We start from the raw sequence: 25,484 nt of genomic DNA on the forward strand, positions 1-25,484 counted from the left end.
CCCAGCACACAGGCTGGTCACTGGTATGCCCAAGCCGTGCTCGCGGCAACGCGGCTGCGCGGCTGCGAAGCAAACAGCCAACCTGGCGCAGCGTGATCGTGCTTCCGGATTTCCCGCGTTACCGCGAGCTCCACAGCCAAACAGCGGGTTCGCTCGCTGCGGCACTAATCGAGGTGTGGTGGATCGACCGGTTGGGCGCCCTACACAGTGTGTAGATGCCGGAGGTCTTGGCGGCGAAATGGCGCAACCACGTCCAACGAGCGCCGAGGCCCTTTACGGTGGCGGCGTGGATGGGGGAACTGAGGAGAAGCGCATGCGCCTGCGCTTTGCCGGGACGTGCCGGGTGTGTGGGTCAGAGCTGCCGGCGAAAGCCGAGGCGATCTACGAACAGGCGACCAGAACGGTGCGATGTGTCAGCCATGAGTTGTATGCGCACGGTGCGCTTCCAGCCGGGGAAGAGCCCGAAATCTCTGTTCCTCAGACGGTTGACCTTGGAACCGCAGGTGCGTCAGCGCGTCGCGAGTTCGAAAGGCGCAAGGCTGCGCGTGAAGCGCGTATCCGGAACAAGCACCCCAAGCTCGGGGGTCTGATCCTCGCCATCTCTGACGACCCGCAGTCCACGACGGCCTGGAAGACGGGCGCGCTGGGCGAGGAGAAGCTTGGCGGGGGCCTGGACCACCTCGCGTCGGAGACTATCCGGTTGCTGCACGACCGTCGGATGCCCCGGAGCAGGGCGAACATCGATCACTTGGCAGTGACAGCCACCGGTATCTACGTCATCGACGCCAAGAAGTACCGCGGCCGGCCGGACGTCAAGATCGACGGTGGGCTCTTCCGGCCACGCGCCGAGCGGCTGCTCGTCGGGTCGCGCGACTGCACCAGGCTCGTCGACGGGGTACTCAAACAGGTCGAGGTCGTGCGGGCACTCCTTGAGCCCAGCATGCCGGTGCACGGCGTCCTCTGCTTCGTCGAAGCAGACTGGCCGTTGCTCGGCGGCAGCTTCACCACCCGCGAGGTGTACGCCCTGTGGCCCAAGAAGCTCTACCTCAAGCTCCAAGCAGAAGGACCTCTCACCGCCGACACAATCGCCGAGATTCACCGAACGCTCGCCAACGGGTTGCCGGCCTCCTGAGCATGGCTCGCGCTGAGCCAGCGGATCACCATGCTTCCGCGCGGGATCCCGTGGGCACGACAGCGAGTCCATAGGGTAGGAAACGAGTTGGATGTTGCCTCGGGCATGAACGCACCGAGGTCGAACTGAGCAGATGGGAAACCGTGGCCAAGCACGCCGGACGGCTTGAACTGACCTGGACTGACAAGGACAAGGCGCTCCTTTCGTCGGGGGATGGCGAGTACGACTACACGTTTGCCGACCGCCGTGACCCGAGGGTCCTGGAGGTCCGCCTCCTCCATCGGGTGGGGGAGTTCACTGTCCCAACTCCCGCGACGCGTCCAGATGACCTGCCTCCACCCACAACCGAGAACCTGCTGATCACCGGCGATGCAATGCATGCACTCGACGCACTGCGGCGCACGCCTGAGTGGATGGAGCGCTATGTCGGCAAGGTCAAGATGGTCTACATCGACCCACCCTTCAATACGGGCCAAACCTTCGACAACTACGAGGACCTTCTAGATCACTCCATCTGGCTAACGATGCTTCGTGACCGTCTCCGTCAAGTCGAGCCCCTCCTAGCTAATGACGGGTGCGTGTGGGTGCACCTGGATCACGTCGAATCACACCGCTGCCGGGTCGTTTTAGACGAGGTCTTCGGGATCAACAACTTCGTGGCCGAGGTGGCATGGCAGAAGTCCGATAACACGCGCAGCAACAACGCCGGCTTCTCAACGTCCCACGACTCACTTCTCGTCTACCGGAAAACAGAGGCGTGGGTGCCGAACAGGATGGTTCGTGCTGCAGCCCTCGACGTAAAGTACACGTCACCTGACGGGGATCCAGAACGTTGGTTTGACGGACCCACTACGGTTCGGGGAGATCGGAAGCACCACGACTATATCCACGCCATCCAGCATCCCATCACCGGCGAACTAATCTACCCGACCAAGAGCCGCCATTGGGCGAAGTCTCGCGACTGGATCATCGACCAAATAAGCCAGTATGCCCCCTATGAGTTCCGTGACATCGGCGATGCAACGCGGAGGGCCGCCGTCTGTGGAATCGACCCGACGGAGATCCGTCAGCACGTGGAAGCCGTGATGCTGGCTGTGCCGCTTGAGGAGGCAGCCGTGCTGGCGCGAAAGCGATACGACGAGGGCAACTGGCCCGATATCCTCTTGCGCTCTGGTGGGCGCGGGGGGATCGGATTCAAGTTGCGTATTCCGACTAGCGGCTCCGTTCCCACGACCTGGTGGCGCTTTGATGAGGTGGGTTCTAATCGCACGGCGAAGTCGGAGATCAAAGCGCTCTTCCCGAACGACCACGCCTTTGACACTCCAAAGCCGGAGCGCCTTCTCCAACGCATCATCAGCATCTCGACGCAGCCGGGGGACATCGTCCTTGACTGCTTCGCGGGTTCAGGAACCACCGCGGCGGTCGCTCACAAGACGGGCCGCCGTTGGATAACCACTGAAATCCGCCCGACGACGGTGGAGAAATTCACGCTACGCCGCCTCGACAAGGTCATCAAAGGGGAGGATGACGGCGGCATCACAGTCGCGGTTGATCGCGTGCCCTGGACCGACCGGGTGGGAGACGAAGTGGAGCTGCCGGCCGGCATGCTGCCTGAGGCTGCCCAAGAGTTCACGTCGGTGCTTAAGAAGGTGATTGAGCATGTAGGGGAGCGGGGCGTCGCGCTTGACACTTCAACGTTGTCCGCCCTCCGGGACGCCGTGAAGACTAAGCCGGCAAGAACTCGCATTTGGCACGGTGGTGGTTCATTTACGCACCTGAAGGTAGGCAAGTCGATGTACGAGGTGGATGAGGATACCGGAGATCTCCTTCTGTCCGAGGCGGCCGTCAATGGCATTTGGTCTAAGGCGGTCGCGGCTCAATTAAAGTTCACCTTGACACCCGATCACCCTGTGTTCTGCGGGATTCGAGGAAGGCAGCGCCTTGCTGTAATTGACGGAGTCGCGGACGAAATTGTGGTCAGGACCGTGGTGGAGAATCTCGCTGTAAAGGAACGCGCCGTCATCGTCGCAAAGGTCGTCTTGCCTGAAGCTGACTCGCTTCTTCAACGCTTGTCACCCGGGTCGCGGCTCAAGAAGGCCCCTAGAGACTTGTTCCCGAAGAGGACCGTAAAGTGATCGAAAATCTGGCCTTCGATCAACCTCTGGTAAATGAGATTGCGGCGCGATTCGATTTGCGCGACCCTAATCGACGGGCGCTTGAGGCTGTAATTCGAGCGATAGGGGCACACGCCAATGACGGCTACCCCGAGGTCGTGGCCGACCTTGCGACCGGCGTCGGTAAGACCTTCCTGATGTCGTCGCTCATCGACTACTGCGCGACTCAAGGCGTCCGGCATGTGCTGGTGGTCACACCCGGTAGCGTCATCCAGGCCAAGACATTAGCCAACTTTGACCAAGCCTCAACAAAGTTCGTCGCAGGCGCAGACCACGAGCCGTTCATCATTACTCCGGAGAACTTTCGATCCGCATCGGTGTCGACCGCTCTTCGGGATGAAGAGGTGCTCAAAGTGTTTGTCTTCAATGTCCACCAGTTAATCTCGCCCGGCCGGAAGAACAGCCGCAAGGTGAGGGAGACCGACGAGAACTTGGGAGATGCGCTATACGACTATCTGAGGAAATCTGATGACCTGCTTGTGATCTCGGACGAGCATCACATTTACCACAAGGATGCCACCGCATTCTCGGGAGCCATCCGCGACCTAAGTCCCTTCGCTCTTGTTGGATTGACCGCAACCCCCGCGGAGAGTGATCTGCCAAAGGTAGTATTTCAATACACGCTTGGCGAGGCTATTGCCGACCATCACGTCAAGATTCCCGTCATCGTGTACCGAAAGGATGGGACGAAGGACGAGAAGACTCAGCTGCAGGACGCGTGCACGCTGCTGCGCCAAAAGGAAACTGCCTACTCCGAATACTGTTCCGCCACAGCAGGCGCACCCACGGTGAGGCCGGTTCTATTCGTCGTAGCAGCGAGTATCGAACACGCCACGGAGGTCGGCCAGCTTCTTGCCGGTCCAGATTTTATTGGAGACGAACGCGCGGTTCTGGAAGTCACATCCGAGTCCTCGGACGAGGCGCTCGCAGCACTTGCTGCCGTCGAGTCCCCGAACTCGGCGATTCGCGCCATCGTAAGCGTCAACAAGCTGAAAGAGGGCTGGGATGTCAAGAATATCGGCGTAATCGTCGCGCTACGCCGTCTGGCGTCCCAATCCCTCACGGAGCAAATTCTTGGTCGCGGACTCCGCCTCCCATTCGGAGCGCGCACAGGGGTGCCTATGGTCGACCAAGTCGATCTGGTTGCACACGACTCGTATCGCCAGTTGCTAGCCCAAAAGGACGTGCTGCGCGAGAGGATGCACACCACTCCTAAGGCGGACGAAGTTGACGAGCAGGGCGCCGCGACCACCGCTGGCGACCTTGTCGTCCCAGATCCGTCAGTGCCTACTGAGGATGCCGCCCCGACCGAACCGCCGGTGGTGCCTGGAGAGCTCGTCGAGCCGGACGGGGGATTGGAGCCGCTGACGTGGACGACCGAGGGGGAATCCGAGGCGCCGGAGGCGCTGTTCTTCATTGAGTCTGAGGCGCGTAGGAGTGAAGCTGCACCGTCCCCACTCTCGCGCGTGGCCGGTGCCCCGCAAATCACGTTCCCCCGTCGCGAGGCGCGCCTCACGTACGCCGCCTTCACGTTGTCGGATCTACCTGACGGCGACGCGCACGCGGCAGGGGCTAGGTTCAGCGCTGAAGTTCCAACCTTCTTGGCCAAGGACGCTCTCGAAGCGGAGCGTGACCTTATGGGTGAGGTGGCCATCGTGGTTGCCCCGCAGAACAATGTCGAGGCGCAGCAGGTATTGACAGGGATTGACACGATCCGAGAGGACCTCACGAGCGCAATCCTGCGCCAGGTCACAGAGACGAAATCGGAGCGGGCCGCTGCGCGACGTCTCACTCGCGCGTTCCTGAAAGGTGCGGGGGTTATAGGCGCAACCGAGACTGCCCATTGGGGCGAAATCCGACGTCAGCAGGCCATCCATGGCATGAGCGACCTGATCCGGGCCGCGCACGCCCAGCGCAAGCGGGAAATGACTTATGAACTTGTTTCTGTCATGCTGCCAGTAGAACCGGTTTTGGTGGACGGCGCCGCGAAGAATGCTTATAACGATGTATTTGTGAAGGGTCTGCAATTCGTCGGATGGCAAAGGAACGTCATGCCCGTTGCCGCTTTTGACGCTGGCTCGACGGAGTGGGCGATCGCCCATCTTCTCGACCGTGACCCTGACATCAAGTGGTGGCTTCGCCTCTACACGAACGGCCCTGCCTTCATCCCCACCGTCGACGGCAACTACTTTCCGGATTTCATCGCTCTCGACGCCGCCGGCGCACACTGGGTCATCGAGGGCAAGAGCGACAAGAATGCCCACGATGCCGACGTGATGCGCAAGCGAGAGGCTGCGGAAAATTGGGCGAGGGCTGTCCGCGACGCCGAGGAGTACGGCGACTGGCATTACGTCTTCGCAACCGAAAGCCATATCAAGCATGCTGGCTCGTGGGCGGCGCTGAAGGTTGTCACTGATCCGGAGTGATTAAGGCTCGATGCTCGCGCAAGGGTCAAGGCACTGACACCCACGCGGTGCAGTCGAGGAAGTCCGCCCTTGTCGGCGGATCTCAAGAGCGCCGGCGACAAGATCTGCCGATCGGCGCGGACTAAGTGGGCGCTGTGACGCTGGCTCACGTTGGGAGCACGACGTGCGCTTACCGAGGGGTCCTGCTCTCGCGTCTGGACGGTCGGGCGTCTATCCCCTGATGTGAGTCCTGAGCACTGTGGAGATCGGGTGCGAGGTCAGTAACCGGGGCCGAGCCCGATGAGGCGGCCCGTTCGCGGGCCTCGACCTTGAAGGATGTGCCCCAGATAGTGGTTGCGCCGAAGAACTCTTGAGAATCTTAGGAACTTTGCGTCTGCGCAGGTCAGCGGCCTTGTTCCTCCCCGCAGGCCATGTTTGTTCCTAGCTGATGGGGGTCGTCCGGGGACGAACCCGGATACAAGGAATCGAGATCTTTCTGCCGTGAGTCCACGGTGGAAGGAGCTCGAGATGAGTGTCGGGGAGCAGCTGGGTCTGGATGACCCGAACGACGGATTGCGGGTGCTGGCGCGTCAGCGCTGGGCTTCGTGGGTTGAGCGGCACCCGAGTTTGGGGGTCGCGGCCGGCCCGGAGGAGCTGCGGGCGTGGCTTCGGCGTTCGGCCCCGGATGAGCGCGACGCCTTGCTCGGCGTGCTGGGCCGCCTGGGGTCCGCCCGTGGGGGCGATGACTGCGCCGCGGCCGGGATCCTGCTGTGGGTCCTGTTGCCGGGTGCCACCGCGTTGGCGCACCGGCTCCGGCGGCTGTCCCCGGTCATCGACGAGCTGGTCGCAGCCCAGCTGTGGGTCGAGGCACGAACCCTGCCGCCCACCACGACCGGGCGGTTGCCGGCACGCATCCTGCGCAACACCTACCGCGAGGTCCGGCGCGACCTGGGACGCGTGCCGCCACGGGACACCCTGTGGTCGCTGTGCGACGTGGTGGACCCGTCCTCGCGGGACTGGCTGGACACCCCGGCGCCGGGCGAGGACGTCTGCGCCCGGGCCGAACTGGAGCTGCTGCTGGATCGCGCCTGCCGCGAGGAGGTGATCAGCACCACCGACCGGCACCTGCTGCTGCGCTTGGTCTCCACCAGTGACGGTCAGGTCCTCCCGCGCCGCTGTTCTCGTGGCGGGGTGACCGCTCATCCTGTGACGGTTGCTGTCGGGTCGGAGCTGGGGGTGGCGGAGCGGACGGTGCGTCGCCGAGCCGCGCGCAGCCTCGACGCCCTCACCGTTGCGTACTCACTGCACGGGGGGACGGCATGAACCCCGGCGGGGGTCGACGTCAGCGACTGGCTGAACAGTCACGGCTGGCAGTGACCACCTGCGCCCTCGAATGGCATGCGGCTGCCATCGGGCGCGATGACGTTCTCATCGGTCCTGGTGGCCTCAGGTCGGCCCGGGAGCCCACCCGACAGGTCCCGGCGGCTCGGCACGCCCCGCTGGCTCCGGGCTGCCGCTTGTCGAGGGAGGGGTCATGACGTCGGTCGCCAGGTCCCGACCGGTGGGCGTCGACGAGCTGAGACGGGCCTACTGGGCCGTGCAGGCGGGGACGTTCCGCCGCGGCCACCGCGTGCGGCGCCCGACCCCCGGGTGGACACCGTCGGCGCCGGTGCTGGCCGTGGTGGGTGCCTGCGCCGGGACGGGCGCCTCCACCCTGGCCTTAGCGTTGGCCACCGCGGCCGAAACGGCGCGGGTGGTCGAGTGCGCCAGCCCCACCGCGGCCGGCCTGTCTGCGGCGGCAACGGCCGAGCTCGGCCGCGACCCGGACGGTTGGGTCCGCGGCGCCCGCGACGCCGTGCTCATCGAACGGCCTGCGGACGTCCTGGGTGGGCCCCACGAGGTGCCGCACCCGCGCCCGAGCGAGCACAACGGCCTGATGGTGGTCGACGTCGCCTGGGAGCTGGGCACGGTGCTCGCCGGGCACGGATGGCTCACTGACCTCCTTGAGGGCCCGGGACCGGTCGTGCTCACGGCACCGGCGACCGTGCCGGGGTTGCGCCGGCTGGACGCCGCCCTGGGCCTGCTCGCGCACGCCCGCCCCGTCGTCGCGTTGCTCGGTCCGCGCCGCCGCGCCCTGCCCCGCCACATTGCCAGCGCCCTGGCCGCCCTGTCCCGGTCACACGACCTTGCCGGGCGTGTCGTGGAGGTCCCCGCCGACACCCGGCTCAGAACGTGCGGCGTCGACTCCACCCCGCTGCCCCAAGGCCTGCTCCGCGCCGCCACTGAGCTCCTGGCTCTCACTGACCTGAACCGAAGGGACCACGCGTCATGACCACGACGGCCGCACACGCATCGAGCACGGTGGCGGGCCTGGCCGCACAGATCTGCCCGGTCGCCCCACCCGGGGCGCAGAAGTACGCCGACCAGCTGATGGGCTACCTGCTGTGGGGGGTGGGCCTGCTGTTCATCCTCGGGGTCGTCGTCGGTATCGCCGCCATCGTCGGGGGACGCGCGTTCTCGATGCCGCATGCGTCCAAGGCCGGCGTCGTCGGGATCGTCCTGGTGTTCGCGGCGATCATCGGCTACCTCGTGCTCCCCGGGATCGTGCGGGCGATGACCGGCTCCGGGTGCGTCTGATGACCAACAGCGACCACACCCCGAGGTGGGGACGCCGGCGGCTGCTCGCCGCACTGACCGGCGCCGCGCTGCTGGCCGTGACCCTGATCGCGGGGCTGGGATATCTCCTCGTCGACGCCGTCACCGGCCCAGCAACGGCAACTCCCGTGCAGGCCTCCTTGAAGGCCGTGTCGGCGGCGGCGCCGGAGCGGCGTGACCAGCTCGCGGCGGCCCCGATGCTCAAGGTCGACCCGGCCGCCGGCCGAAAAGGCACCCCGGCCGCAACCTCGAGTCCGGCGATCGCCGTCCCGCCAGCGACCCGTGAGGGACCGGCCGGGGTCCCCAGCGGGTTCCTGCGCACCCCGGCCGGGGCGGTCGGGCAGCTCGCCGCCATCGACACCACCGTCGTGGCGGCCATGTCCGTGGACCGCACCCGGGAGATCCACCGGGCGTGGGCGCTTCCCGGGGCCCCGGCCGTGGGGCGGTGGGTGATGACCGACAACGTGCGCGCGTTCCTGGCCGCCGCCGGACCGGCCGCACCCGCGGGGGCGCCCCCAGCGGTGGTCGCGATCCCGGCGGCCGGACAGGTCAAGGGCACGGACGGGCCGAGCTGGGTTGTGGCGTGCGTGCTGCTGCGGGTGGACGCCACCATCGCCCGCACCGCCACCATCGCCTACGGACACTGCGAACGGATGCAGTGGAACGACGACCGGTGGCAGATCGGCCCCGGTGCCCAGCCCGCGACGGCTCCCTCGACGTGGCCGGGCACCGACCTCGCCGCCTCGGCGGGGTGGCTGGCCTGGGCCGAGACGGGCCAGGGGTGAACGCCATGCCCGTCACCGCCCCGCCGGTCACTGTCGCGTTGCCGGTGGAGGGCTGGGGTGACCTGGTCAACCCGTTCACCGCGCTGGGTAACGCCGCCGGCAAGGTCGCCGCCGACGCCTGGACGGCGGCGATGCTGTCGTTCTGGAACGCCGGGCTGTGGTTCCTGCAGCTGGTGCTGGGGTTCGTCGACACCTTCCTGACCCCCGACCTTCGCGAGTCCGGGCCGGTGGGCAGCACCTACCGGACCACGTTGTGGGTCGCGGTGACCCTCGTGGTCGCTCTGACCGTGGTGCAGTCCGGGGTGGCGGCGTTTCGCCGCGACGGCCGCTCCGTGGCTCGGCTGCTGGTCGGGTCCGCCCAGTTCGTCATGGTCTGGGCGGCCTGGGTGTCCTACGTGCTGGTGTTGCTGTACGCCTGCTCCGGCCTGACCAAGGCGCTCATGCAGGCCACGATGGGCGTCGACACCTGGTCGGCGTGGCAGCCCTGGGGCAAGATCTCCGTGGAGGACCTCAGCGACGCCACCCTGGCCACCGTGGTGGGGGTGATGGGGTTCGTGGTGCTGTTCGCCGCGATCGGACACCTGGTCGTCATGCTGACCCGGGCCGCAGCGTTGGTGATCCTGACTGCGACCGCGCCGATCGCCGCGGCCGGGCTGGTCTCCGAGGTCGGGCAGTCCTGGTTTTGGAAGAGCGTGCGCTGGACCCACGCCGCCGCGTTCACCCCACCGTTGATGGCGCTGGTCATCGGGGCCGGCACCCAGCTCAGCACCGCTGTCGTCACGCAGGACGCCGCGTCCCTGTCGGCGGCGATCGGCACCGCGGTGCCCGGGGTGATGCTGCTGCTGGTCTCCACGTTCGCGCCGCTGGCGCTGTTCAAGCTGCTCGCGTTCGTCGACCCCGGCACCAGCTCCGGCGCCGCGATGCGGTCCGGGATGGCCGCCGTCGGCGGCGTCCAGGGCCTCCTCGGCGGCGGAGCCGATGCGTCCGGTGGCGGCGGTGGGGCCGCGTCGAGCGCTGACAGTACCGGCCGTGCCAGCGGCGAGTCCACCGGGGAGGACGCCACCAGCGCCCGGTTCGCCCACTCCGTCGGAGGGCTGCTCGGGGCCGTCACCGGCCCGGTCGGCGCGGCCGCCTCCACGGCCCTGGGCGCGGCGGCGGCGATCGGCACCACCGGCGCCGCGGTCGCAGCCGACACGACCAACCTGACGGGCGTCGGCCACAACACGTACGTCCCCGACTTCAGCGGCTCCCGCCGCAGCAGCCAACGACCGGCCGACCAGCACGCCCCCGACATCCGCGGCGACACCGGCGGCCCACCCACCGCGACCCCGCCATCGGTAGTCCCGGCGGCCGGGGCGCCGCCCGCTGCTGGCGCCGGTGGTGGCGCGGACGCCGCTGCGGGTGCTGGTGCGGCCGCCGGCGTCCCGATTGTCCCCGTCTGAGCCGCAGGAGGTACACGCTCATGAGCCACGTCTACGCCGACTACACCAAGGCCCGGATCGGGTTCTTCTTCGGCCTCACCGCCTGGCAGCTCGCCACCGTCACCATCGGGGGCCTGCCGGTGCTGGTCAACGCCAGCCGGGGCGCGTGGGTGCCCGCCGGCGGCTGCCTGCTGGCTTGGGTGGTCCTCACGCTATTGGTGGTGACCCCGGTGAGGGGTCGCTCGGCCACCGGCTGGCTGCTCGCGGTGACCGCCCAGACCGCCGGCAGCATCACCGGCTGGAGCCGGTTCACCGCCCGCGCCGCCCGGGGAGCCGCCGACGACCTGCACGTTGCTGACCTGCCCGGGGTCCTGGCAGCGGTTCAGGTCCACGACGCACCCCCGACCGGTCCCGAGCAGCGCCGGGTCGCCCTCATCCAGGACCACGCCGCCCGGACCTGGGCGGTCACCGCCGCCGCGGTCCACCCCGGCATCGGGATGGCCGGGCCAGCCGAGCGCGACCGGTACGGCGACGGGCTGTCCGCGTTGCTCGAGGCCGCCGCTCGCACCGAGCTCATCGACGAGATCATCGTCATGGTCCGCACCGTCCCCGACGACGGCGCCGAACGGGACCAGTGGATCGTCCGGCACCGCCGAGCGGGCGCACCCGGAGCGGCCCGGGCCGTCAACGACGACCTGCAGGCCACCCTGACGTCCGCGTCGGTGCGTACCGAGGTGTTCGTCACCGTCGTCGTGCCCGAGTCCCGCATTGCCACACACGCCCGCGAGTGCGGGGGCGGGTTCGAGGGCCGCGCCCGCGTCCTGGCCGCGTTGACCGGCGAGGTGGAGGCGCACCTGCGCGGCGGCCTCGGTATGACCGGGGTGTCCTGGTTGACCTCCCCGGAGTTGGCGGCGGCCTGCCGCACCGGGTTCGCGCCGGGCGACCGGGTCGGGATCATCGACGCCCTGGCCGCGGCCGCCACCGGCCCCGGTGTGAACGCCGACGTGCCGTGGGCGATGGCTGGCCCGTCCGGAGCCTGCGCGGTGGTGCGGCACTACCGCCATGACGCGTGGAACTCGATCTCGGCCACGCTCAAGCTCCCCGTCAAGGGCGCGGTCATGGGCGCGCTGGCGCCGGTGCTGATCCCGGGGGCGGGGGAGCGGCGCTGCTTCATGGTCGCCTACCCGATCATCTCCGGCCGCGACGCCGACCGGCAGAGTTCCAGTTCGCAGTGGAAGGCCGACATGGCCGACGGGCTGCGCGACAAGGCCAAGGTCAAGCAGCGCACCCGCTCCGCCGACGAGGCCGACAAGGTCCGCGGCCTGGACCGCAAGCTCGCCCGCGGCAACGCCCTGACCCGCCCCTACGCGGTGTGCACCGTCACCGTGCCCACGACCGCCCGGGTCGCCGAGCACGGCCGACGCCTCGACGCCGCGATCCGCTCAGCCGGGTTCGCGCCACTGCGTCTGGACCTGTCCCAGGACGCCGCGTTCGCCGCGTCCAGCATCCCGCTGGGAACCTCGCTGACCCGTAAGGGGGCATCATGACCGCTTACCCGCACCGGTACGGCGACACCGACCGGGCCGTGGAGCGCTACGCCACCGCCTGCGTGGCCTCTGCGACAATCCTGCGCAACCAAGGACTGCCCCATCAGGCCGTCGACCTCGAGGAAGCCGCCGAACGCGCCCGCGCCCAGTCCGACCGCCTTGACCAGCCGGGCCAGCCGGGCCGCGCGGTCGACCGGTCCATCTTCGACCGGGACGACCTCGACCGGGACGACCCGGACCTGTTCGACCCCGACCTGGTCGACCACGACCTGTTCGACGATGACGGCCAGGTCCCGAGGTGGGGGCGGTGATACGCCAGCGCGGCCCGGGCCGCGATGTGGCGCGGCTGCTCGCCGACTTCGGGCACGACCTGCCGGCCACACCCGCCGAGCCTGCACAGGCCAAGGAGCCCCGCCTCTTTACCCGGGCCTCGCGCCGCGGGCCACGCCGGGCCGGGCGCGGCTGGGCGGCCTCACCCGGTGCGCCGGTGTCGTCGTGGCGGATGACCTCGGACCAGGTGCCGGTGCTGTGGCCGCTGATCGCCACCCCCGGTCTGCCCCCGACCGGTGCGCAGATGGGCATCGACGTGCTGTCCGGCGGGTCCTTCTTCGCCGACCCGTTCGGGTGGGTGCTGCGCGACGACGTCCCGGTCACCAACCCCAACGTCATGTGCTTCGGCAAACCCGGCCGGGGCAAGTCCGCCACCACCAAGGCGTTCCTCCTGCGGATGATGGACTTCGGGTACCGCGCCTTGGTCCTGGGCGACCCTAAGGACGAGTACGAACCGCTGTGCGCCTTCTTCGGGGTCGACCCAATCGCGATCGGCCCCGGCCTGCCCGCCCGGATCAACCCGCTGTCGTTCGGGCCCCTGGCGGGCGGGTGGGACACCCTGGACCGGCAGGGCGCGCACACCCGCGCCGGGATCGTCTTCGGGCGCTGGCTCACCCTGATCCGGGGGCTGGTCGGCTCCCAACGCGTCGGCGCCACCCCGGTGCCGTTCGGGCCCGTGGAGGAGCAGGTCGTCAAGGCCGCCCTGCGGGCCCTGACCGGGTACGCCACCGGCGCCACCCACCTGGTCGAGACCACCATCCCCGCCCTGTGGCACCAGCTGACCACCCCCACACCCCAGCTGATCGAGGAGTGCCGGTACGCGAGCACACGGCAGTTCCTCGACGAGAGCCGGCTGCTGCGCGATGCCCTCGGGCAGCTCGTCGACGGGGCGCTGGCCGGGCTGTTCGACACCCACACCACCATCGACATGGACTGGGACGCCCCCATCGCCTCGTTGTCACTGTCCCGGCTCATGCCGTTGGGCGACGAAGCCGTCGGCATCGCCCTGACCTGCCTGTCCTCGTGGGGGCGGGGGATGCGGGAGAACGCGAGATCTGGGGACCTGCGGATCAACGTGCGCGACGAGGTGTGGAAGCAGATGCGCCTGGGCCCAGAGGCGGTGAAGTCCTTCGACCAGGACCTGCGCCTGTCCCGCGCCGCAGGGGACATCCAGTGGGCCAACGCCCACAAACCCGCAGACCTGCTCTCCGTCGGCGACGCCGGCTCCCAGGCCGTCACCATCGCCAAGGACCTGCTGCACCTGACCGACGTCAAGATCCTCCACGGCCAGGACCACGGCGTCGCCGCCGACCTCGAGGACCTCCTCGGCCTGGGGCCGATCGCCCGCGACGTCGTCACCCGGTGGGCCATGCAGGGCAAGGGCCGCGCCCTGTGGTGCGTCGGGGACCAGCAGTACAAGGTCCAAACCGTCCTGCACCCCCTCGAAGCGCACCTGACGTTCACCAACGACGCCATCACCGGCGCGGCATAGAAGTCCAGGAGGGGACCAGAGATGGGCAACAGCAGCAGCCGGGTGGGGTGGGTCGTCGCCGTCTTGGCCCTGGTCCTGCTCGCTGGGCCGTTCGGTGCCGCGGTGGTCCTCGCTGCGGTGCTCACCCCGGCCGTCGCCGCGCAGCACCGCCTGGACTGCGCCACCACCGTGGCGGCCAGCGGGCCTTGGCGGCCACCGTTCCGGCAGGCTTATGTGCGCTCCTCGGTGTACGGGATGCGGTTGCACCCCATCCACCGGCACTGGAGGCTGCACACCGGGGTCGACCTGGTCTCCCTGCCCGGCCCCGGACCGGTCGTTGCCGCAGCGGCGGGCACGGTCACTGCCGCCGGGCCCCGCGGCGGGTACGGCAACGCCGTCGACGTCGACCACCGCGCCGGCCTGGTCTCCCGGTACGCCCACCTCGCCCGGATCAACCCTGCGATCCGCCCCGGCGCCACTGTCACCGTCGGGCAGGTCCTGGGGACCGAGGGCGCCACCGGAACGGCCACTGGGAACCACCTGCACTTCGAGATCCTGCGCGAGCGCACCCCGGTCGACCCCGTGCCGTTCATGGCCGAGCGCGGTGCCCCCCTGGACGGACGCGCCGTCATACCCGTCCCCACCCACCCGGTCCCGGCGGCAGTGGAGGGCGGGATCGGGTTCGACCTGCCCCCGGCCGGCACTCCCCGCCTGAACTCCCTGCACACACCGCCCGCCCCGATCCCGGCCACCATCAAGGTCCTCTATGTCGCGGCGGGGGAGAGGTATCAGTTGCCGTGGACGCTGCTCGCCGGGATCGGGATGGAAGAGAGCGCCCACGGCGCCACGACCGCAACCTCCACGGCTGGCGCTCGGGGTTTGATGCAGTTCCTGCCCGCCACGTTCGCCGCCTACGGCGTCGACGGGGACGGCGACGGACGCGCCAGCATCACCAGCGACGCCGACAGCGTCTTCTCGGCGGCGAACTACCTCACCAGGTCCGGGGTCACCAAGGGCGTGGCCGGGGTACGCGCCGCGTTGTTCGCGTACAACCGCGCCACCTGGTACGTCAACGACGTCCTGCACTACGCCCACGCCTACGGTGGTGGGCTTGTCCTGGGAGACCCGGCCAGCTGCGATGGGGGAGAGGGCAACCCGGACTCGGCTCCGTTGCCCGGCGACCGGGTCGCCGCGGTGCTGGCTTGGGCGGGGCAGCAGGCCGGTGAGCCGTACGTGTACGGCGCGAACGGCCCCGACGCGTGGGACTGCTCGTCCTTCACCCAGGCCGCCTACCGGCAGGCAGCAGTGTCCCTGCCGCGCACCGCCGGTGCCCAACGCGACTGGCTCGCCGCCGGAGGCGGCACCCGGATCCCACCCGGGCAGGAACGCCCCGGTGACCTGATCTTCTGGGACAGCTACCTGGGCCCCAACGCCATCGGGCACGTCGTCATCGTCGCGAACCCGGCCCGACGGACCACCGTTGAGGCCAAGAGCACCCGCGCCGGGGTGGGCACCTTCACGTACAGCTACACCGGCCACTCGATCTTCGAGATCTGGCGGCCCGGCACCCCGATCGCAGGCACCCGGTGACCACGCACCCGGCCCGGCCCGAACCGGACATCGTCGCTCTGGTCGAGAGTGAGATCGGGAGGGCCGTTCGTGACGCGTGCGACCGCACGACCTCCCCGTACTTCGCATCGGGCCTGCTCGACCGAGCCCTCGCCCTACTGCAGGCGCGGCTCGCCCAGGTCGCGCAGCACCGGCCTGACCTGCACGATCGGCTCGCCGACCACTTCGACGTCCCCACGACGCCCGGTGACGTCAGCGCTGCCGTCCGCAGGTACGCCCACGCACAGCTCGAGCGCCGCCAGGAACTGGCAGCCCCGACGACCGGGCCCACCATCCTCGACGCGGATGTCGCCGGGGCGCAGCGCCTCCACGCAAGCGCCGATGCCTGGCACCGGACACCGCCGAGCAGTGCGCGTCCGCCGCCCGCGAGGCCACGGTGAGGGCCCCGACCCCACGACCCCAACTGGACAGACCGCCGCCCGGAAGGCCCGACCCAACAACTTCGTAGCAAAGCTCGAGAGGGAGCAAGGCAATGCAACAGTCACGACGCACCACCCCGTATCCGTACACCTGGGAGATCCCCCTCGCCGCAACCCTGACGATCGGGCTCGTCCTCGTCCTCGCCGCGCACACCGCCCGAAGCCTGGCCAACGCAGCCGCCGGCGCCGGCTGGGACTTCAGCCCCCAGGGCGAACTGTTCACCGCACTCCCGGGCATCCTGGGCGGCGACGGCCGCGCCGGCCTCGACCCGGGCGCCGCAGCGTCACCCGGGCTGCTCTACACGTGCTTGGTTCTCGTCGAGGTCGTCGCCGTGGCGCTCATCGTCTGGGCCGCCATCGCCGGAATCCGCCAGTGGGGACCGGCACGGGTGCGGGGGATGGCCACCCGCGTCGAAGCCGACACCCTCCTTGGCGTGCGACGCCTGCGGAGGGTCGCGCCCCTGGTCCGCCCCGACCTGCACGGCAAGGAGCCCCGGCGATGACCCGCTGCGATCCCCGCCAGGTCGGGTGGCGCCTCGGACGCGCGCACGAACCCCGCGGCGGCGACCTGTGGGTGCCGTGGGACCGCACCACCGGCGTCATCGGCCCCCAAGGCTCCGGCAAGACGTTGGACCTGCTCATCCCCGCCCTGCTCGCCGCACCCGGCGCGGCGCTGGTCACCCTCACCAAGGCGGACGACCTCCTCCTGTCCATCGGACACCGCTCCACGAATGGTCGACCGTGCGTCGTGCTCGACCCGTTCGGGCTCGCCCCAGGCTTGCCCGAGCTCGTGTGGGACCCCGTCGCCGGGTGCGTGGACCCCGTGGTCGCCGAGAAGCGCGCCAAGGCCTTCACCGCCGGCACGGTCAACGGAGCCGGTGCCCGCGGACAGGGTGACGACGCCGCCCGGTTCTACGCCGCCGAAGCCGCCAAGGTCATCCAGGGCTACTTCCACGCCGCCGCGCTGACCGGACGCAGCCTCGACGACGTGCTGCGCTGGGTCGCCAACCCCGTCGCCGCCGTCGAACCGACCGAGATACTGCGCGAGCACCCGCATGCAGCCCCGTTCTGGCACGGACTGCTCCACGGCGCTTTGCGCGGGGACGACCGCACCGCCGGCAACACCATCACCACCGTCCAACAGGCCCTCGCCCTGTTCTTCCAGGAGGAGATCCGCCGCCGCTGCGTCCCCGGACCGGGTCGCCCCGCCACGAACATCGCCGACATCATCAACGCAGGCGGCACGATCTACCTGCTCGGCCGGGAGAACCCGTACGAGTCTGCATCACCGCTCATGACCGCGATCGCCGAACACGTCCTCGACACCGCGCTGACCCTCGCTACCCGGTCCCGGTGGGGGCGGCTGTGCCCGCCCATGCTTGCCTGCCTGGACGAGCTGCCCTCCACCGCACCGCTGCCCACCCTGCAGACCCGGATGGCCAACGAACGCGCGCTGGGGATCTCGTTCATCTGGGCCGCCCAAACCCGCGCCCAGCTCACCCAGATCTTCGGCGAGCACCAGGCCCGGGCCGTGCTCGGGCTGACGAACACTCTGGTGCTGTTCGGCGGGTCCAAGGACGTCGCGTTCAACCAAGAGATCTCCGACCTCCTCGGCTCCGTCCGGGTCGCCCGCACCACCTGGCAGGCAGGACGGTCGCACCGATCCGTCACCGGCGAGGACATCCCCATCCTCACCGGCGCCGAAGTCCGACAACTGAAGGAACGCCACGCCCTCGTTGTCGCCGAGAATGGCAAGCCCCTCATCGCCAGACTCAGCCGCTGCATCGACGGCAAGCCCGGACGCGCCCTGCTCGACGCCCAACGACAGGCCCGGGACCGGCTCGCCCGTACCCGGAACCGGGAGGTTGCCCCGGAGGCACGCGCGACCGCCGCCCTCGTCGAGGCCAATCGCCACGGACTCGGCTCCGACCCAAGCGGTAAGCCATGAGCACCGAACCGACACCCGGCCCGGAGCGGCGAATTCTGGCCCGACCGTTTCCTCCCCCTGGGCGGCTCGTCGAGCACGCCTACTGGGAGCTCAGCATCGCCGCCAACGGCACCCCCGAACAGATTAAGGCCCTCGGCGACCTCCGCCGACTCCCCAAACCCTGGGACCCACCCACCTGCACCCACCCCGACCTGCGCCTCGAAATCTGGGTCTGGCTCGACGACGTCGTCACGTGGATCAACCACGAACACATCTGGGACACCGACGGTTACATCCCCTCGTGCTGGCCCGAACACCCCCACCTCGTCCACGACCTCGCCGTCCTCGCCGACCAGCGCCGCCGCGCCGGCATGGCCAACACCAGCGACGCCCTCGAGGACTGGCACCGCTACGCCCTCCCGGCCTTTCTCGACCGCATGCGCCAGCGACTCAAGTCCCACTGCGAGAACGGCCACCAAAGCTGGCCGTCCACCGGACGCCACGCCCGCCACAGCGGCGACCCCCACCGCAGTAGACGCGCCCGCGCCTTCAAGGATGACGCGCAAGTACCACCCGGCCCGGCCCAAGCAGCTCACCTGCCACCGCGACTGAGCGTCGTGGATGGAAACCTGATCGACAACGAGAGCGGCGAACTGCTCTAGCCACAACGCAGTGTTCGCGGTCCCAACGAGTAGCACTGGCCGGCAAGGACCTTCACGTTTGAGAAGCGTCACTTCGCCCACTGTGTGCATCCCTCGCGAACCGAAACGGCCCTCCGAAGTACTGCACCCAGAAGGTCGTCACAGCCAGCAACCTCTCAACGAAGGGAGCCGGTGCCTGTGTCGATGGGTGTCACAGCGAACGAGACCCTCTGCAGTGGCAAACAGCGCAGTCCCGTGACGACCCGACGTACTCTTCGGTCGTGACTACAGGCCTCGACATGCGCACGGACACCCTCGTCTATCAAGCTCTTTTCCTTGACCTCCGTCATGGGCTCGTCGACCACGCACGCGACCGCTACCAACTCACCCACGGGCAGCAATCCGCTGACCGTCTCCGGGGAGTCTTGGGCGCCGAGCTGGCGCGTGCTGAGGAGTTGGTCGCGTCGAGCGGGGAGACAAGCGTCGTACAGCGAGGGCGCCAGGATCTGTTTGACTTCCTCGACATCTCGATGTTTCACAAGCTTGTGGAACAAGGCAAGGTGCCTTTAGCTCCAAGCACCGGGTCGGTCGTTCTTGACAAGGCGCGCACGCGGACGATTCTGACTCTGATCAAAGAACTCAAGGATGTGCGTGATCCCACAGCGCACCCTGGTCAAGAGCCCATGAGCGTGCGTGACGCCATGCGAGTGATCGACAGTGCTCTGCGTCTGTGCGAGCGATTGGAATTGGCCGAGTCCCTAATCGCAAGTCTGGAACAGGTGCACGCAGAACTCGTCCTGAGGGCCGCCGAACCGCCGATTCCGAACAACCTTGCACCGTTCGATGACACACTCCCCGAACCTGAGACGATCGTTACGGATTTCGTGGGGCGCGACAGCGAATTGCAGGTGCTGCGGGCTTGGCTTAGGTCGCCAGACAGGCCGAGATGGCTGCTTGTGGGGGAGGGCGGAAAGGGCAAGACGTCTCTGGCCTACCGCTTCGCCGTCGAGGTCCGAGACGCGCGGCCTGACGGGCTAGCTGGAGCCTTCTGGATCTCCGCGAAGAGGCGACGTTTTGTCGCGGGCGACATTCAAGCTCTCCGTTCCCCCGACTTCGTGGACCTTGAGAGCGCCGTGAATCGACTGCTAGTAAATTACGGCTTCTCTGAGCTTCTTAGCGAGGACTTACCTGCGAAGCAAGATGTGCTCCTTGAGCTGCTTGACACGTTACCAGTGCTCATCATTCTCGACGACCTAGATTCCGTACAGACGGAAGATGAGGATGTAGTCGAGTTTTTCAGCCTCAAAGTAGCAATGACGGCGAGCAAGGTTCTGATGACCAGTCGGCGTGACTTTGCAGGTATGGGAAGCACCAAGACTGTCGTTGCGGGTCTGGATGAAGAAGCAGCGCTTGAGTTCGTGCGGACGCGCCTTGCGATGTACGGGCTGGAGGAAGACGTTCCGGACAAGTCTTGGGCCAGGAAGGCAGCGATAGCATGCGAGGGGAGCCCGCTATACATTGAAGAGTTGATCCGGCTTTCAAAATTCTTGGGACCCGTCTCCGCCCTGAAGAGTTGGGCGGACACGCAAGGCGACACTGTGAGAGAATACGCGTTGCGTCGGGAACAAGAAATGCTTACTGACCTAGCGCAAGAGGTTCTTGCGGTTTGTTCTCTATCGCCCACACCACTCACGATTCCTGCGCTGTCCACGGTGGCAAATCGCGTCGAGCACTCGATTGTCGCAGCGATCGATGAACTTAGACGAATGCACTTAGTATTGAGCGGACCCGAAGAAGGAGACCCAACGTTCCACGTAAATCAGAACCTGGCACTTCTGGTCAAACGGGGATTAAATGAGACGGATGAAAAGAAGTTTCGCAATGCCCTTCAGGCCTTCCAGGGGCTCGGGTTCGACGATGCACACAACCATAAAGTTCGAAGTTTTGAGCGTCAAGCTAAATTACTGCTTCGGGCAAAACGGCCAGATGAAGCCCGCCGAACGATCGAACAAGGTCTCACAGAGTGCACCGAAGACCCCACGCTCCTGGCACTTCTTGGACGTTCGTTTGCAGAGATGCAGCCGAAGCGGGGCGTGGATGCAGTCAAGGCGTGGAAGAGGGCATCGGACTTGCGCTTTGGCGAACCGTGGATGTATCAGAGTTGGGCGACGCTGGAGCAGTCGCAGAGGCAGTGGGCGTCAATGGCGTTCGCCGCTGAAGAGGGTCTGCGCAACTGCCGCGCTGACGACGTTCGCCTTATATTTGCAGCCGGACTCGCTCACAGTCAAAACGCACAATACCTCCACCGAAGTTTGCAGACGCAGTTGGCGAGGAAAGCGGTCGGAGAGGCGGATCGGCATCTCGATAGAGCGATCCGCCTTGGGACTGCGAATAACGAACACCCCTACTACTTGAGCAAGGCTCATCGGGCGTCAGTGCTCAATTCCTCGGTGTTTGGTGCAACCAGAAAGACGGAACGGCGAATCATCAACTGGCTCAAAGCGATGCCGGACGACGTCTACGCACGCGAGGAAGCGTCAAGGCGAGCTCCGAAATATCCATCCCTGGGTGAGCTGTTAACCCAACTAGACGAGGGCCGAAGCGCGACCCCCCAATGACCCAGCCTTTCGGGCCGAACACGCCCATCGCGACAGCAGGTAATAGCCAGGGGTAGCAGTCAGTATGTCCACCGTGGGCAGCCAGGGCAAAATTCGAGATCCAAGATTTGAACACTACGTGGATGCCATCGCGATCGTGCACTGGTGCCTCCGCGTGACCACGGGCGGGACCGTTATGCACAGCCATCCAGGAGTGGCACCGGGTGCTCGAGCCGCCAAGACGCGACTCCCCTTCACCAGTGCCACTGCGATCAGCGTCACTCCGGCACCCCTCTGATGTCAAGGGGCGGGTTGAAGGGCCCTTGGTGTCGTGGTCTTCCGTGTCGTGGTCGGCGCGGGTAGCGTCGTTGGTGCGGGTCCGGGAAGTGGCTGATCCGAAGTGCCGGTGTGCGGGTTGAAGCCGGCCGCGCTGGACTGAAGTGCCGCCCCGCTGTGCCCTCCCGGGCCCGCCTCGGCGGCGTCGGCGCGGAGCCGGCGGTACAGCGCGTCGGAAATGCGTCTCTTCAGGCAGCGCATCGCCTCGCGGCGGGACTTGCCGGCGGCGAGCTTGCGCCGGTAGTAGGCCCGGCCTTCGGTGTCGAGGCGGATCTGGGTGGCTGCGGCGATGTGAATCATGTGGTTCATCCGCCGGTTCCCCGCACGGGAGAGCCGGTGGCGTATGACCTCGCCGGAGGAAGCTTCGATGGGGGCGGTGCCGGTCCAAGACGCGAACCGGTTGCGATCGGCGAAGCGGGCGACGTCGCCGGTGTCGGCTAGGGTGCGGGCGGCCACGACCGGCCCGACACCGGGCAGTTCCATCAGGGTCGAGCCAGAGGCCAAGACCATCTCCTTGAGCTCCTTGGTGAGCGCCTTGATCTTTTTCTCGATCGTGACGAGCTCAGCGATCTGCTCGGCGGCGAGCCGGCGCCGGGTCTTGCCGGCCACGTCGCGAGGCTTGACCGTCGCGAGGATCCTCCCGGCCTGTCCGGTGGTGATGTCCCGCTTGGACTGTCCCGGAACGAGTTCCGACAACAGCCGGTGCACCCGGTTCACGCACTGGATCCGGGCCCGGCTCAGCTCAGCTCGCCGGTCCACCAGAAACCGCAGTGCCTCGAGCTGCACGTCGTAGGCCAGCACCCGCAGGGCTGGGGTGCGCACCGCGACCACCGCCACGGCGTGGGCGTCGGTCTTGCGGTTGTGTCCGGTGTCGAACAGCCGAGCCCGCGCCGACAGCTTCGCTGGCACGTCCACGACGTACTCCTCGTCGGCTAACAGCCTTTGCGCCAAGGGCCGGCCGGCGCCGTTGCTGCCCTCCACCGCCCAAGTCCGCTCCGGATAGGACGCGACGTGTTTGCGCATCGCGGCGTACCCGGCCTTGTCCGTGGCGAACCGTCCCGTCGCCAACACGTTCTCGCGGTCGTCGACAACCTCGATCGTCGCCGACAGCTTGTGGGGATCGACCCCGATGAACACCCTCGCCATGAGCTTCGCCTTCCCGTCGTGACCAAATGAAGACGCCGGGCGGGCATTGCTACTGAGAGCAGGGCAGACCCCTCTGGAGCCACACTCCAGCACGGTGATCCGCGGGAACGCAAACCGAAGATGAGCCACACCCATCGCGGGTGGGCAGCCGCAAGGAGAGCTTCCCGCCGATCACCTGGACCGAGTCTGGCCGGACACCGGTCCTAAGGGAATCGTCTAGTAGCCCCGAGTGTCCGTGTCTCAGCCGATATGACACCACCTGGAGACTGGGTCAAAGGTCGGCTAACGCTGAGGTGCGAGCGAAATACAGGAAAGGGACAGCTTGGCGCTACCAACCCAGCCATCCAATGCAGACCTGTCCCACAAGTGCGCGCGGTTCGTCGAAACCAGCCTCGCTCTCGTCTGCGGGCGCATTTAGCCATTTTCGAGTGGCGTGCTCTCCTGTCGCTGGCACCAACTCGATGGTCTCCTCCATGCTCCGAACCAAGGTCGGAGCGTCCTTGTAGTCGCTGCGAACGCCCGAGATCTCCCCTCCCTTGAGGCGGGGGAGACCATCAAGCATCGCCGCGAAGCACTGCTCCAACTCGGTGGAGCCATCTGCCGCCTGCACCCAAAGCGCCGGCAAGGGGGGAACGTCTGCTGTAACCCGTTCGCCAGTTGCGTAGCCGGTGGTGAAATCGGGAGTCCATTGAGGACTGGCTTCGGTCGATGCCGACGGAGCGGCAGGCGTGGCGGTCACGGGTTCTGAAGTGGGTAACTGCGCCGCTTCGCTGTCCCTGTCGCTGTCGGTGCCTTGGGCCTGCTCAACCACCCGCGTGCACGCCCATGTGTACTGCACCCACTGTTCGTGCATCATGTCGCCCGGGTTCGCCGCTTCTGACCCGTACATCGCGGTCGCGTCGGAGACGCACCCGTTGTTCGGCCCGGCGGAGTCTTCAACGCCGACGCGCCCCATCAAGAGCGCAAACGCCACGATCGCGGTGGCCAAGCAACTTGCCCCTACCAAGATCCACCGCATCGCTAGCCGGTCGCGTGGGAGTTGCCAAGCCCCGGTCCCCTCCTGCGTGCCCATCTTCACCCTCCCCCTCGTTTTGCCGCGGCGAAACGACGACAACGGCGGCAGCGCAGACGCTACCGGTCAACATGGACACCGCGCAGGTCCTTGTCCGGGTGCACTTGAACCGCGCGGGTGGGTACAGATCGGCAAGCAAGGACGGCTGTTAGCCTTTTGGCCGGCGACTTAGCCTGGGTCAACCTTCGGACCTCTTGTAGTCACCTTGGCCGCCCGCCAACTCGAGCAGAACGCACGTACTCGAGGTGGGTGAGTCCTACCGCACAAAGGGAAGAGGACTCCGGTTCATCAGGTGCAGTTTCTCCAGTTTCGTTGAAGAGGCATGCCTGGCGACGGACGTACTCCGGAATGGTGAGGGCCACGACGTCAGAGGAGGCGCTGACGTTCAGCGACGACGAGTTCGGCCTCGAAGCTTGTATGCCCACCTTCGGGGCTGGCTAGGCCAGAATCACAGGCATAGATGCTCGCTCTCAGGGGCAACCTGCGGTGCCGCTACAACCTCTGCTGTGTATTGCATGGCCCGCCTCGCGTGTTGATGACTGAGCCGCGAAGTCCTCGAGGTCGTGGTGCAGCGGTTCTTTCAGTCTGATGCGCGGTGGCCCTGAGGGCAAAATGTCTCCGCTGACGGTGAGCAAGTGCTTCGCACACGCCAGGATCCTGGGCTTTCTACTTAAGATCTCGGCGTGCCAAGGTGAAGGTCGAGATCCTGTCGCCTCGCTCTAGACGGTCGCTGCAGTCACACCCTTCGACTGCGGGTGCCCACCCGGAAGTGAGGACTCATCGTGCGGAAAGCATTGAGCCACTGCGCTAGCGCTTATGTGAACGCGGACCTGCAACCGAACGGCTAAGCGGACCACCGTTATCGTCCGACCATGGATCCCACACTCAAGGCGGCCTTCGATCTGTTGCAGCTCAGCCTGACCATGCAGAAGGCGGCTAGGCAGTTCGCCGAAAAGCGCGCCCGTGAGCACCAAGCGGAACTTCACGCCTTGAAGGCAGAGGAGCAAGACAAGGTCGCTACCCGCCTACTTGGTGAAGCGCGATCGAGCCTCCTGCACAGCCTCACATGGGAGGTGTTGAGGCACCACAGGGTCAAGCCCACAGGCCTCGTTGGAGAGACTGTGCTGGGCTATGAGTGCAGTTGCGGTTCCATGGCTGCAAGCGACTACCCGTCTCGACACATTGCGGATGCAGTCACCTTGGCCGTCATGGCTTGCGCGAGGGGCGAAATGGACTGACCACTCAGGGGCGGCCCGTCGCCTCCAACTTTTCGGCAATAACGCGTCCTCTATCCCGCCAGTCCACGCTGACAGATCCGGTGAATTTCTGCTCCTTCACGTTGAGGTCGAGGCTCTCGCCAGGCCCCACCTCAGACTTGCCTCCCGCGGGCGAGTCGGCCCAGAAAGAGCTGTAAATTGCTTCCCAGCTCACGTCCTCCGCAGTCGCGTCACCGGAGTTGACCAGCCTGTAGAGCCCGGGCGATACATAAGTGACCTTCCACTCGACACCTCGTCTATTTGGGGCTGTGGGCGGCGTCGGGACGGAGCCCTCCACGTCCAGTGCCATTGACGCAACTTGGGACTGCTGCACCGATAGGTGACAGGTTGGGTCAAGCAGCCTGAGTGGCTGGTGTGGTCATGATGGTCTCGTACTCGATGGGGGTCAATCGGCCGAGGGCGTCTTGCCTGCGGCGGCGGTGGTAGGTCCTCTCGATCCAGTGACGATCGCGATTCGCAGCTCTTGCCGGGTGGCCCAGGAGCGGCGATCAAGCACGTTCTTCTGAAGCAGGGAGAAGAA

At 67.0% G+C, this 25,484-nt stretch carries 21 protein-coding genes and 1 pseudogene; 18 read left to right on the forward strand and 4 right to left on the reverse strand.

From position 1 onward, the window contains the following. The first annotated feature begins 313 nt into the window (after positions 1 to 313). The 17 genes from N801_RS10590 (at position 314) to N801_RS20710 (ending at position 21,154) form a co-directional block, all read left to right on the forward strand. Positions 314 to 1,132 carry a nuclease-related domain-containing protein gene (locus N801_RS10590; protein WP_035937447.1) on the forward strand — a complete coding sequence of 273 codons (819 nt, stop codon included), beginning with the start codon at positions 314 to 316 and terminating at the stop codon, positions 1,130 to 1,132. 143 nt (positions 1,133 to 1,275) lie between these two features. Further along, positions 1,276 to 3,267: a site-specific DNA-methyltransferase gene (locus N801_RS10595; protein WP_035937450.1), complete on the forward strand. Its 1,992-nt coding sequence runs from the start codon at positions 1,276 to 1,278 to the stop codon at positions 3,265 to 3,267. Then, the gene (locus N801_RS10600; RefSeq protein ID WP_084108693.1) at positions 3,264 to 5,732 is read left to right on the forward strand and encodes a DEAD/DEAH box helicase; all 2,469 of its coding nucleotides are present in this window, start codon (positions 3,264 to 3,266) and stop codon (positions 5,730 to 5,732) included. The genes N801_RS10595 and N801_RS10600 overlap by 4 nt, the downstream gene beginning before the upstream one ends. A 507-nt stretch (positions 5,733 to 6,239) precedes the next feature. Next, positions 6,240 to 7,034, forward strand: a complete 795-nt coding sequence (locus N801_RS10605) for a hypothetical protein (RefSeq protein WP_035937455.1) — start codon at positions 6,240 to 6,242, stop codon at positions 7,032 to 7,034. A gap of 211 nt (positions 7,035 to 7,245) precedes the next feature. Beyond that, positions 7,246 to 8,043: a hypothetical protein gene (locus N801_RS19740; RefSeq protein WP_052112853.1), complete on the forward strand. Its 798-nt coding sequence runs from the start codon at positions 7,246 to 7,248 to the stop codon at positions 8,041 to 8,043. Next, on the forward strand, positions 8,040 to 8,348 hold the full coding sequence (locus N801_RS10615; protein WP_035937458.1) for a hypothetical protein: 309 nt from the start codon (positions 8,040 to 8,042) through the stop codon (positions 8,346 to 8,348). The genes N801_RS19740 and N801_RS10615 overlap by 4 nt, the downstream gene beginning before the upstream one ends. Further along, positions 8,348 to 9,151: a hypothetical protein gene (locus N801_RS10620; protein ID WP_035937459.1), complete on the forward strand. Its 804-nt coding sequence runs from the start codon at positions 8,348 to 8,350 to the stop codon at positions 9,149 to 9,151. Before N801_RS10615 ends, N801_RS10620 begins: the two co-directional genes overlap by 1 nt. 5 nt (positions 9,152 to 9,156) lie before the next feature. Continuing rightward, positions 9,157 to 10,593 carry a TrbL/VirB6 family protein gene (locus N801_RS20705; protein WP_035937498.1) on the forward strand — a complete coding sequence of 479 codons (1,437 nt, stop codon included), beginning with the start codon at positions 9,157 to 9,159 and terminating at the stop codon, positions 10,591 to 10,593. Between the two features lie 20 nt (positions 10,594 to 10,613). Beyond that, positions 10,614 to 12,119 carry an SCO6880 family protein gene (locus N801_RS10630; protein ID WP_035937461.1) on the forward strand — a complete coding sequence of 502 codons (1,506 nt, stop codon included), beginning with the start codon at positions 10,614 to 10,616 and terminating at the stop codon, positions 12,117 to 12,119. Then, on the forward strand, positions 12,116 to 12,430 hold the full coding sequence (locus N801_RS10635; protein WP_035937465.1) for a hypothetical protein: 315 nt from the start codon (positions 12,116 to 12,118) through the stop codon (positions 12,428 to 12,430). The genes N801_RS10630 and N801_RS10635 overlap by 4 nt, the downstream gene beginning before the upstream one ends. Then, the gene (locus N801_RS10640; protein ID WP_035937500.1) at positions 12,427 to 13,941 is read left to right on the forward strand and encodes a putative type IV secretion/conjugal transfer ATPase; all 1,515 of its coding nucleotides are present in this window, start codon (positions 12,427 to 12,429) and stop codon (positions 13,939 to 13,941) included. Before N801_RS10635 ends, N801_RS10640 begins: the two co-directional genes overlap by 4 nt. A 21-nt stretch (positions 13,942 to 13,962) precedes the next feature. After that, positions 13,963 to 15,510 (forward strand): peptidoglycan DD-metalloendopeptidase family protein, encoded by a 1,548-nt coding sequence (locus N801_RS19745; protein WP_052112854.1) that lies wholly within the window; start codon positions 13,963 to 13,965, stop codon positions 15,508 to 15,510. Continuing rightward, positions 15,507 to 15,929 carry a hypothetical protein gene (locus N801_RS10650; protein WP_035937468.1) on the forward strand — a complete coding sequence of 141 codons (423 nt, stop codon included), beginning with the start codon at positions 15,507 to 15,509 and terminating at the stop codon, positions 15,927 to 15,929. Before N801_RS19745 ends, N801_RS10650 begins: the two co-directional genes overlap by 4 nt. Before the next feature lie 92 nt (positions 15,930 to 16,021). After that, entirely contained in the window at positions 16,022 to 16,471 is a 450-nt protein-coding gene (locus N801_RS10655) for a hypothetical protein (RefSeq protein WP_035937472.1), read from the forward strand. Next, positions 16,468 to 17,916: a type IV secretory system conjugative DNA transfer family protein gene (locus N801_RS10660; RefSeq protein ID WP_035937476.1), complete on the forward strand. Its 1,449-nt coding sequence runs from the start codon at positions 16,468 to 16,470 to the stop codon at positions 17,914 to 17,916. Before N801_RS10655 ends, N801_RS10660 begins: the two co-directional genes overlap by 4 nt. Next, on the forward strand, positions 17,913 to 18,557 hold the full coding sequence (locus tag N801_RS10665; protein WP_035937479.1) for a hypothetical protein: 645 nt from the start codon (positions 17,913 to 17,915) through the stop codon (positions 18,555 to 18,557). The genes N801_RS10660 and N801_RS10665 overlap by 4 nt, the downstream gene beginning before the upstream one ends. Before the next feature lie 260 nt (positions 18,558 to 18,817). Then, a complete protein-coding gene (locus N801_RS20710; RefSeq protein WP_156996685.1) occupies positions 18,818 to 21,154 on the forward strand; it encodes an AAA family ATPase in 2,337 nt (778 codons plus the stop codon). Positions 21,155 to 21,433: 279 nt separating this feature from the next. Here N801_RS20710 and N801_RS10675 read toward each other — a convergent pair whose 3' ends face one another. Together N801_RS10675 and N801_RS10680 are read right to left on the reverse strand one after the other, a co-directional pair. Continuing rightward, the gene (locus N801_RS10675; RefSeq protein ID WP_035937483.1) at positions 21,434 to 22,615 is read right to left on the reverse strand and encodes an IS110 family RNA-guided transposase; all 1,182 of its coding nucleotides are present in this window, start codon (positions 22,613 to 22,615) and stop codon (positions 21,434 to 21,436) included. A 328-nt stretch (positions 22,616 to 22,943) separates the two neighbouring features. Next, the gene (locus N801_RS10680) at positions 22,944 to 23,603 is read right to left on the reverse strand and encodes a hypothetical protein (protein WP_156996687.1); all 660 of its coding nucleotides are present in this window, start codon (positions 23,601 to 23,603) and stop codon (positions 22,944 to 22,946) included. A 956-nt stretch (positions 23,604 to 24,559) separates the two neighbouring features. Between N801_RS10680 and N801_RS10685 the strand changes: the two genes are divergently transcribed. Then, positions 24,560 to 24,925: a hypothetical protein gene (locus tag N801_RS10685; protein ID WP_035937487.1), complete on the forward strand. Its 366-nt coding sequence runs from the start codon at positions 24,560 to 24,562 to the stop codon at positions 24,923 to 24,925. A gap of 4 nt (positions 24,926 to 24,929) precedes the next feature. Here N801_RS10685 and N801_RS20715 read toward each other — a convergent pair whose 3' ends face one another. Then, positions 24,930 to 25,253 (reverse strand): hypothetical protein, encoded by a 324-nt coding sequence (locus tag N801_RS20715; protein ID WP_156996689.1) that lies wholly within the window; start codon positions 25,251 to 25,253, stop codon positions 24,930 to 24,932. 43 nt (positions 25,254 to 25,296) lie between these two features. Beyond that, positions 25,297 to 25,484, reverse strand: a pseudogene (locus N801_RS21375) (IS3 family transposase); the annotation flags it as partial.

The sequence above is a fragment of the Knoellia aerolata DSM 18566 genome, from assembly GCF_000768695.1.
GTDB classification, from domain to species: Bacteria; Actinomycetota; Actinomycetes; order Actinomycetales; family Dermatophilaceae; genus Knoellia; species Knoellia aerolata.

What these genes read in the sequence shown, in the direction of transcription:
- N801_RS20705 (WP_035937498.1), top strand. Translation starts at nt 9,157, where the DNA reads ATGCCCGTCACCGCCCCGCCGGTCACTGTCGCGTTGCCGGTGGAGGGC.
- N801_RS10675 (WP_035937483.1), bottom strand. Translation starts at nt 22,615, where the DNA reads ATGGCGAGGGTGTTCATCGGGGTCGATCCCCACAAGCTGTCGGCGACG.
- N801_RS10620 (WP_035937459.1), top strand. Translation starts at nt 8,348, where the DNA reads ATGACCAACAGCGACCACACCCCGAGGTGGGGACGCCGGCGGCTGCTC.
- N801_RS10655 (WP_035937472.1), top strand. Translation starts at nt 16,022, where the DNA reads ATGCAACAGTCACGACGCACCACCCCGTATCCGTACACCTGGGAGATC.
- N801_RS10605 (WP_035937455.1), top strand. Translation starts at nt 6,240, where the DNA reads ATGAGTGTCGGGGAGCAGCTGGGTCTGGATGACCCGAACGACGGATTG.
- N801_RS19745 (WP_052112854.1), top strand. Translation starts at nt 13,963, where the DNA reads ATGGGCAACAGCAGCAGCCGGGTGGGGTGGGTCGTCGCCGTCTTGGCC.
- N801_RS20715 (WP_156996689.1), bottom strand. Translation starts at nt 25,253, where the DNA reads ATGGCACTGGACGTGGAGGGCTCCGTCCCGACGCCGCCCACAGCCCCA.
- N801_RS10630 (WP_035937461.1), top strand. Translation starts at nt 10,614, where the DNA reads ATGAGCCACGTCTACGCCGACTACACCAAGGCCCGGATCGGGTTCTTC.
- N801_RS10635 (WP_035937465.1), top strand. Translation starts at nt 12,116, where the DNA reads ATGACCGCTTACCCGCACCGGTACGGCGACACCGACCGGGCCGTGGAG.
- N801_RS19740 (WP_052112853.1), top strand. Translation starts at nt 7,246, where the DNA reads ATGACGTCGGTCGCCAGGTCCCGACCGGTGGGCGTCGACGAGCTGAGA.
- N801_RS10685 (WP_035937487.1), top strand. Translation starts at nt 24,560, where the DNA reads ATGGATCCCACACTCAAGGCGGCCTTCGATCTGTTGCAGCTCAGCCTG.
- N801_RS10590 (WP_035937447.1), top strand. Translation starts at nt 314, where the DNA reads ATGCGCCTGCGCTTTGCCGGGACGTGCCGGGTGTGTGGGTCAGAGCTG.
- N801_RS10615 (WP_035937458.1), top strand. Translation starts at nt 8,040, where the DNA reads ATGACCACGACGGCCGCACACGCATCGAGCACGGTGGCGGGCCTGGCC.
- N801_RS10660 (WP_035937476.1), top strand. Translation starts at nt 16,468, where the DNA reads ATGACCCGCTGCGATCCCCGCCAGGTCGGGTGGCGCCTCGGACGCGCG.
- N801_RS10665 (WP_035937479.1), top strand. Translation starts at nt 17,913, where the DNA reads ATGAGCACCGAACCGACACCCGGCCCGGAGCGGCGAATTCTGGCCCGA.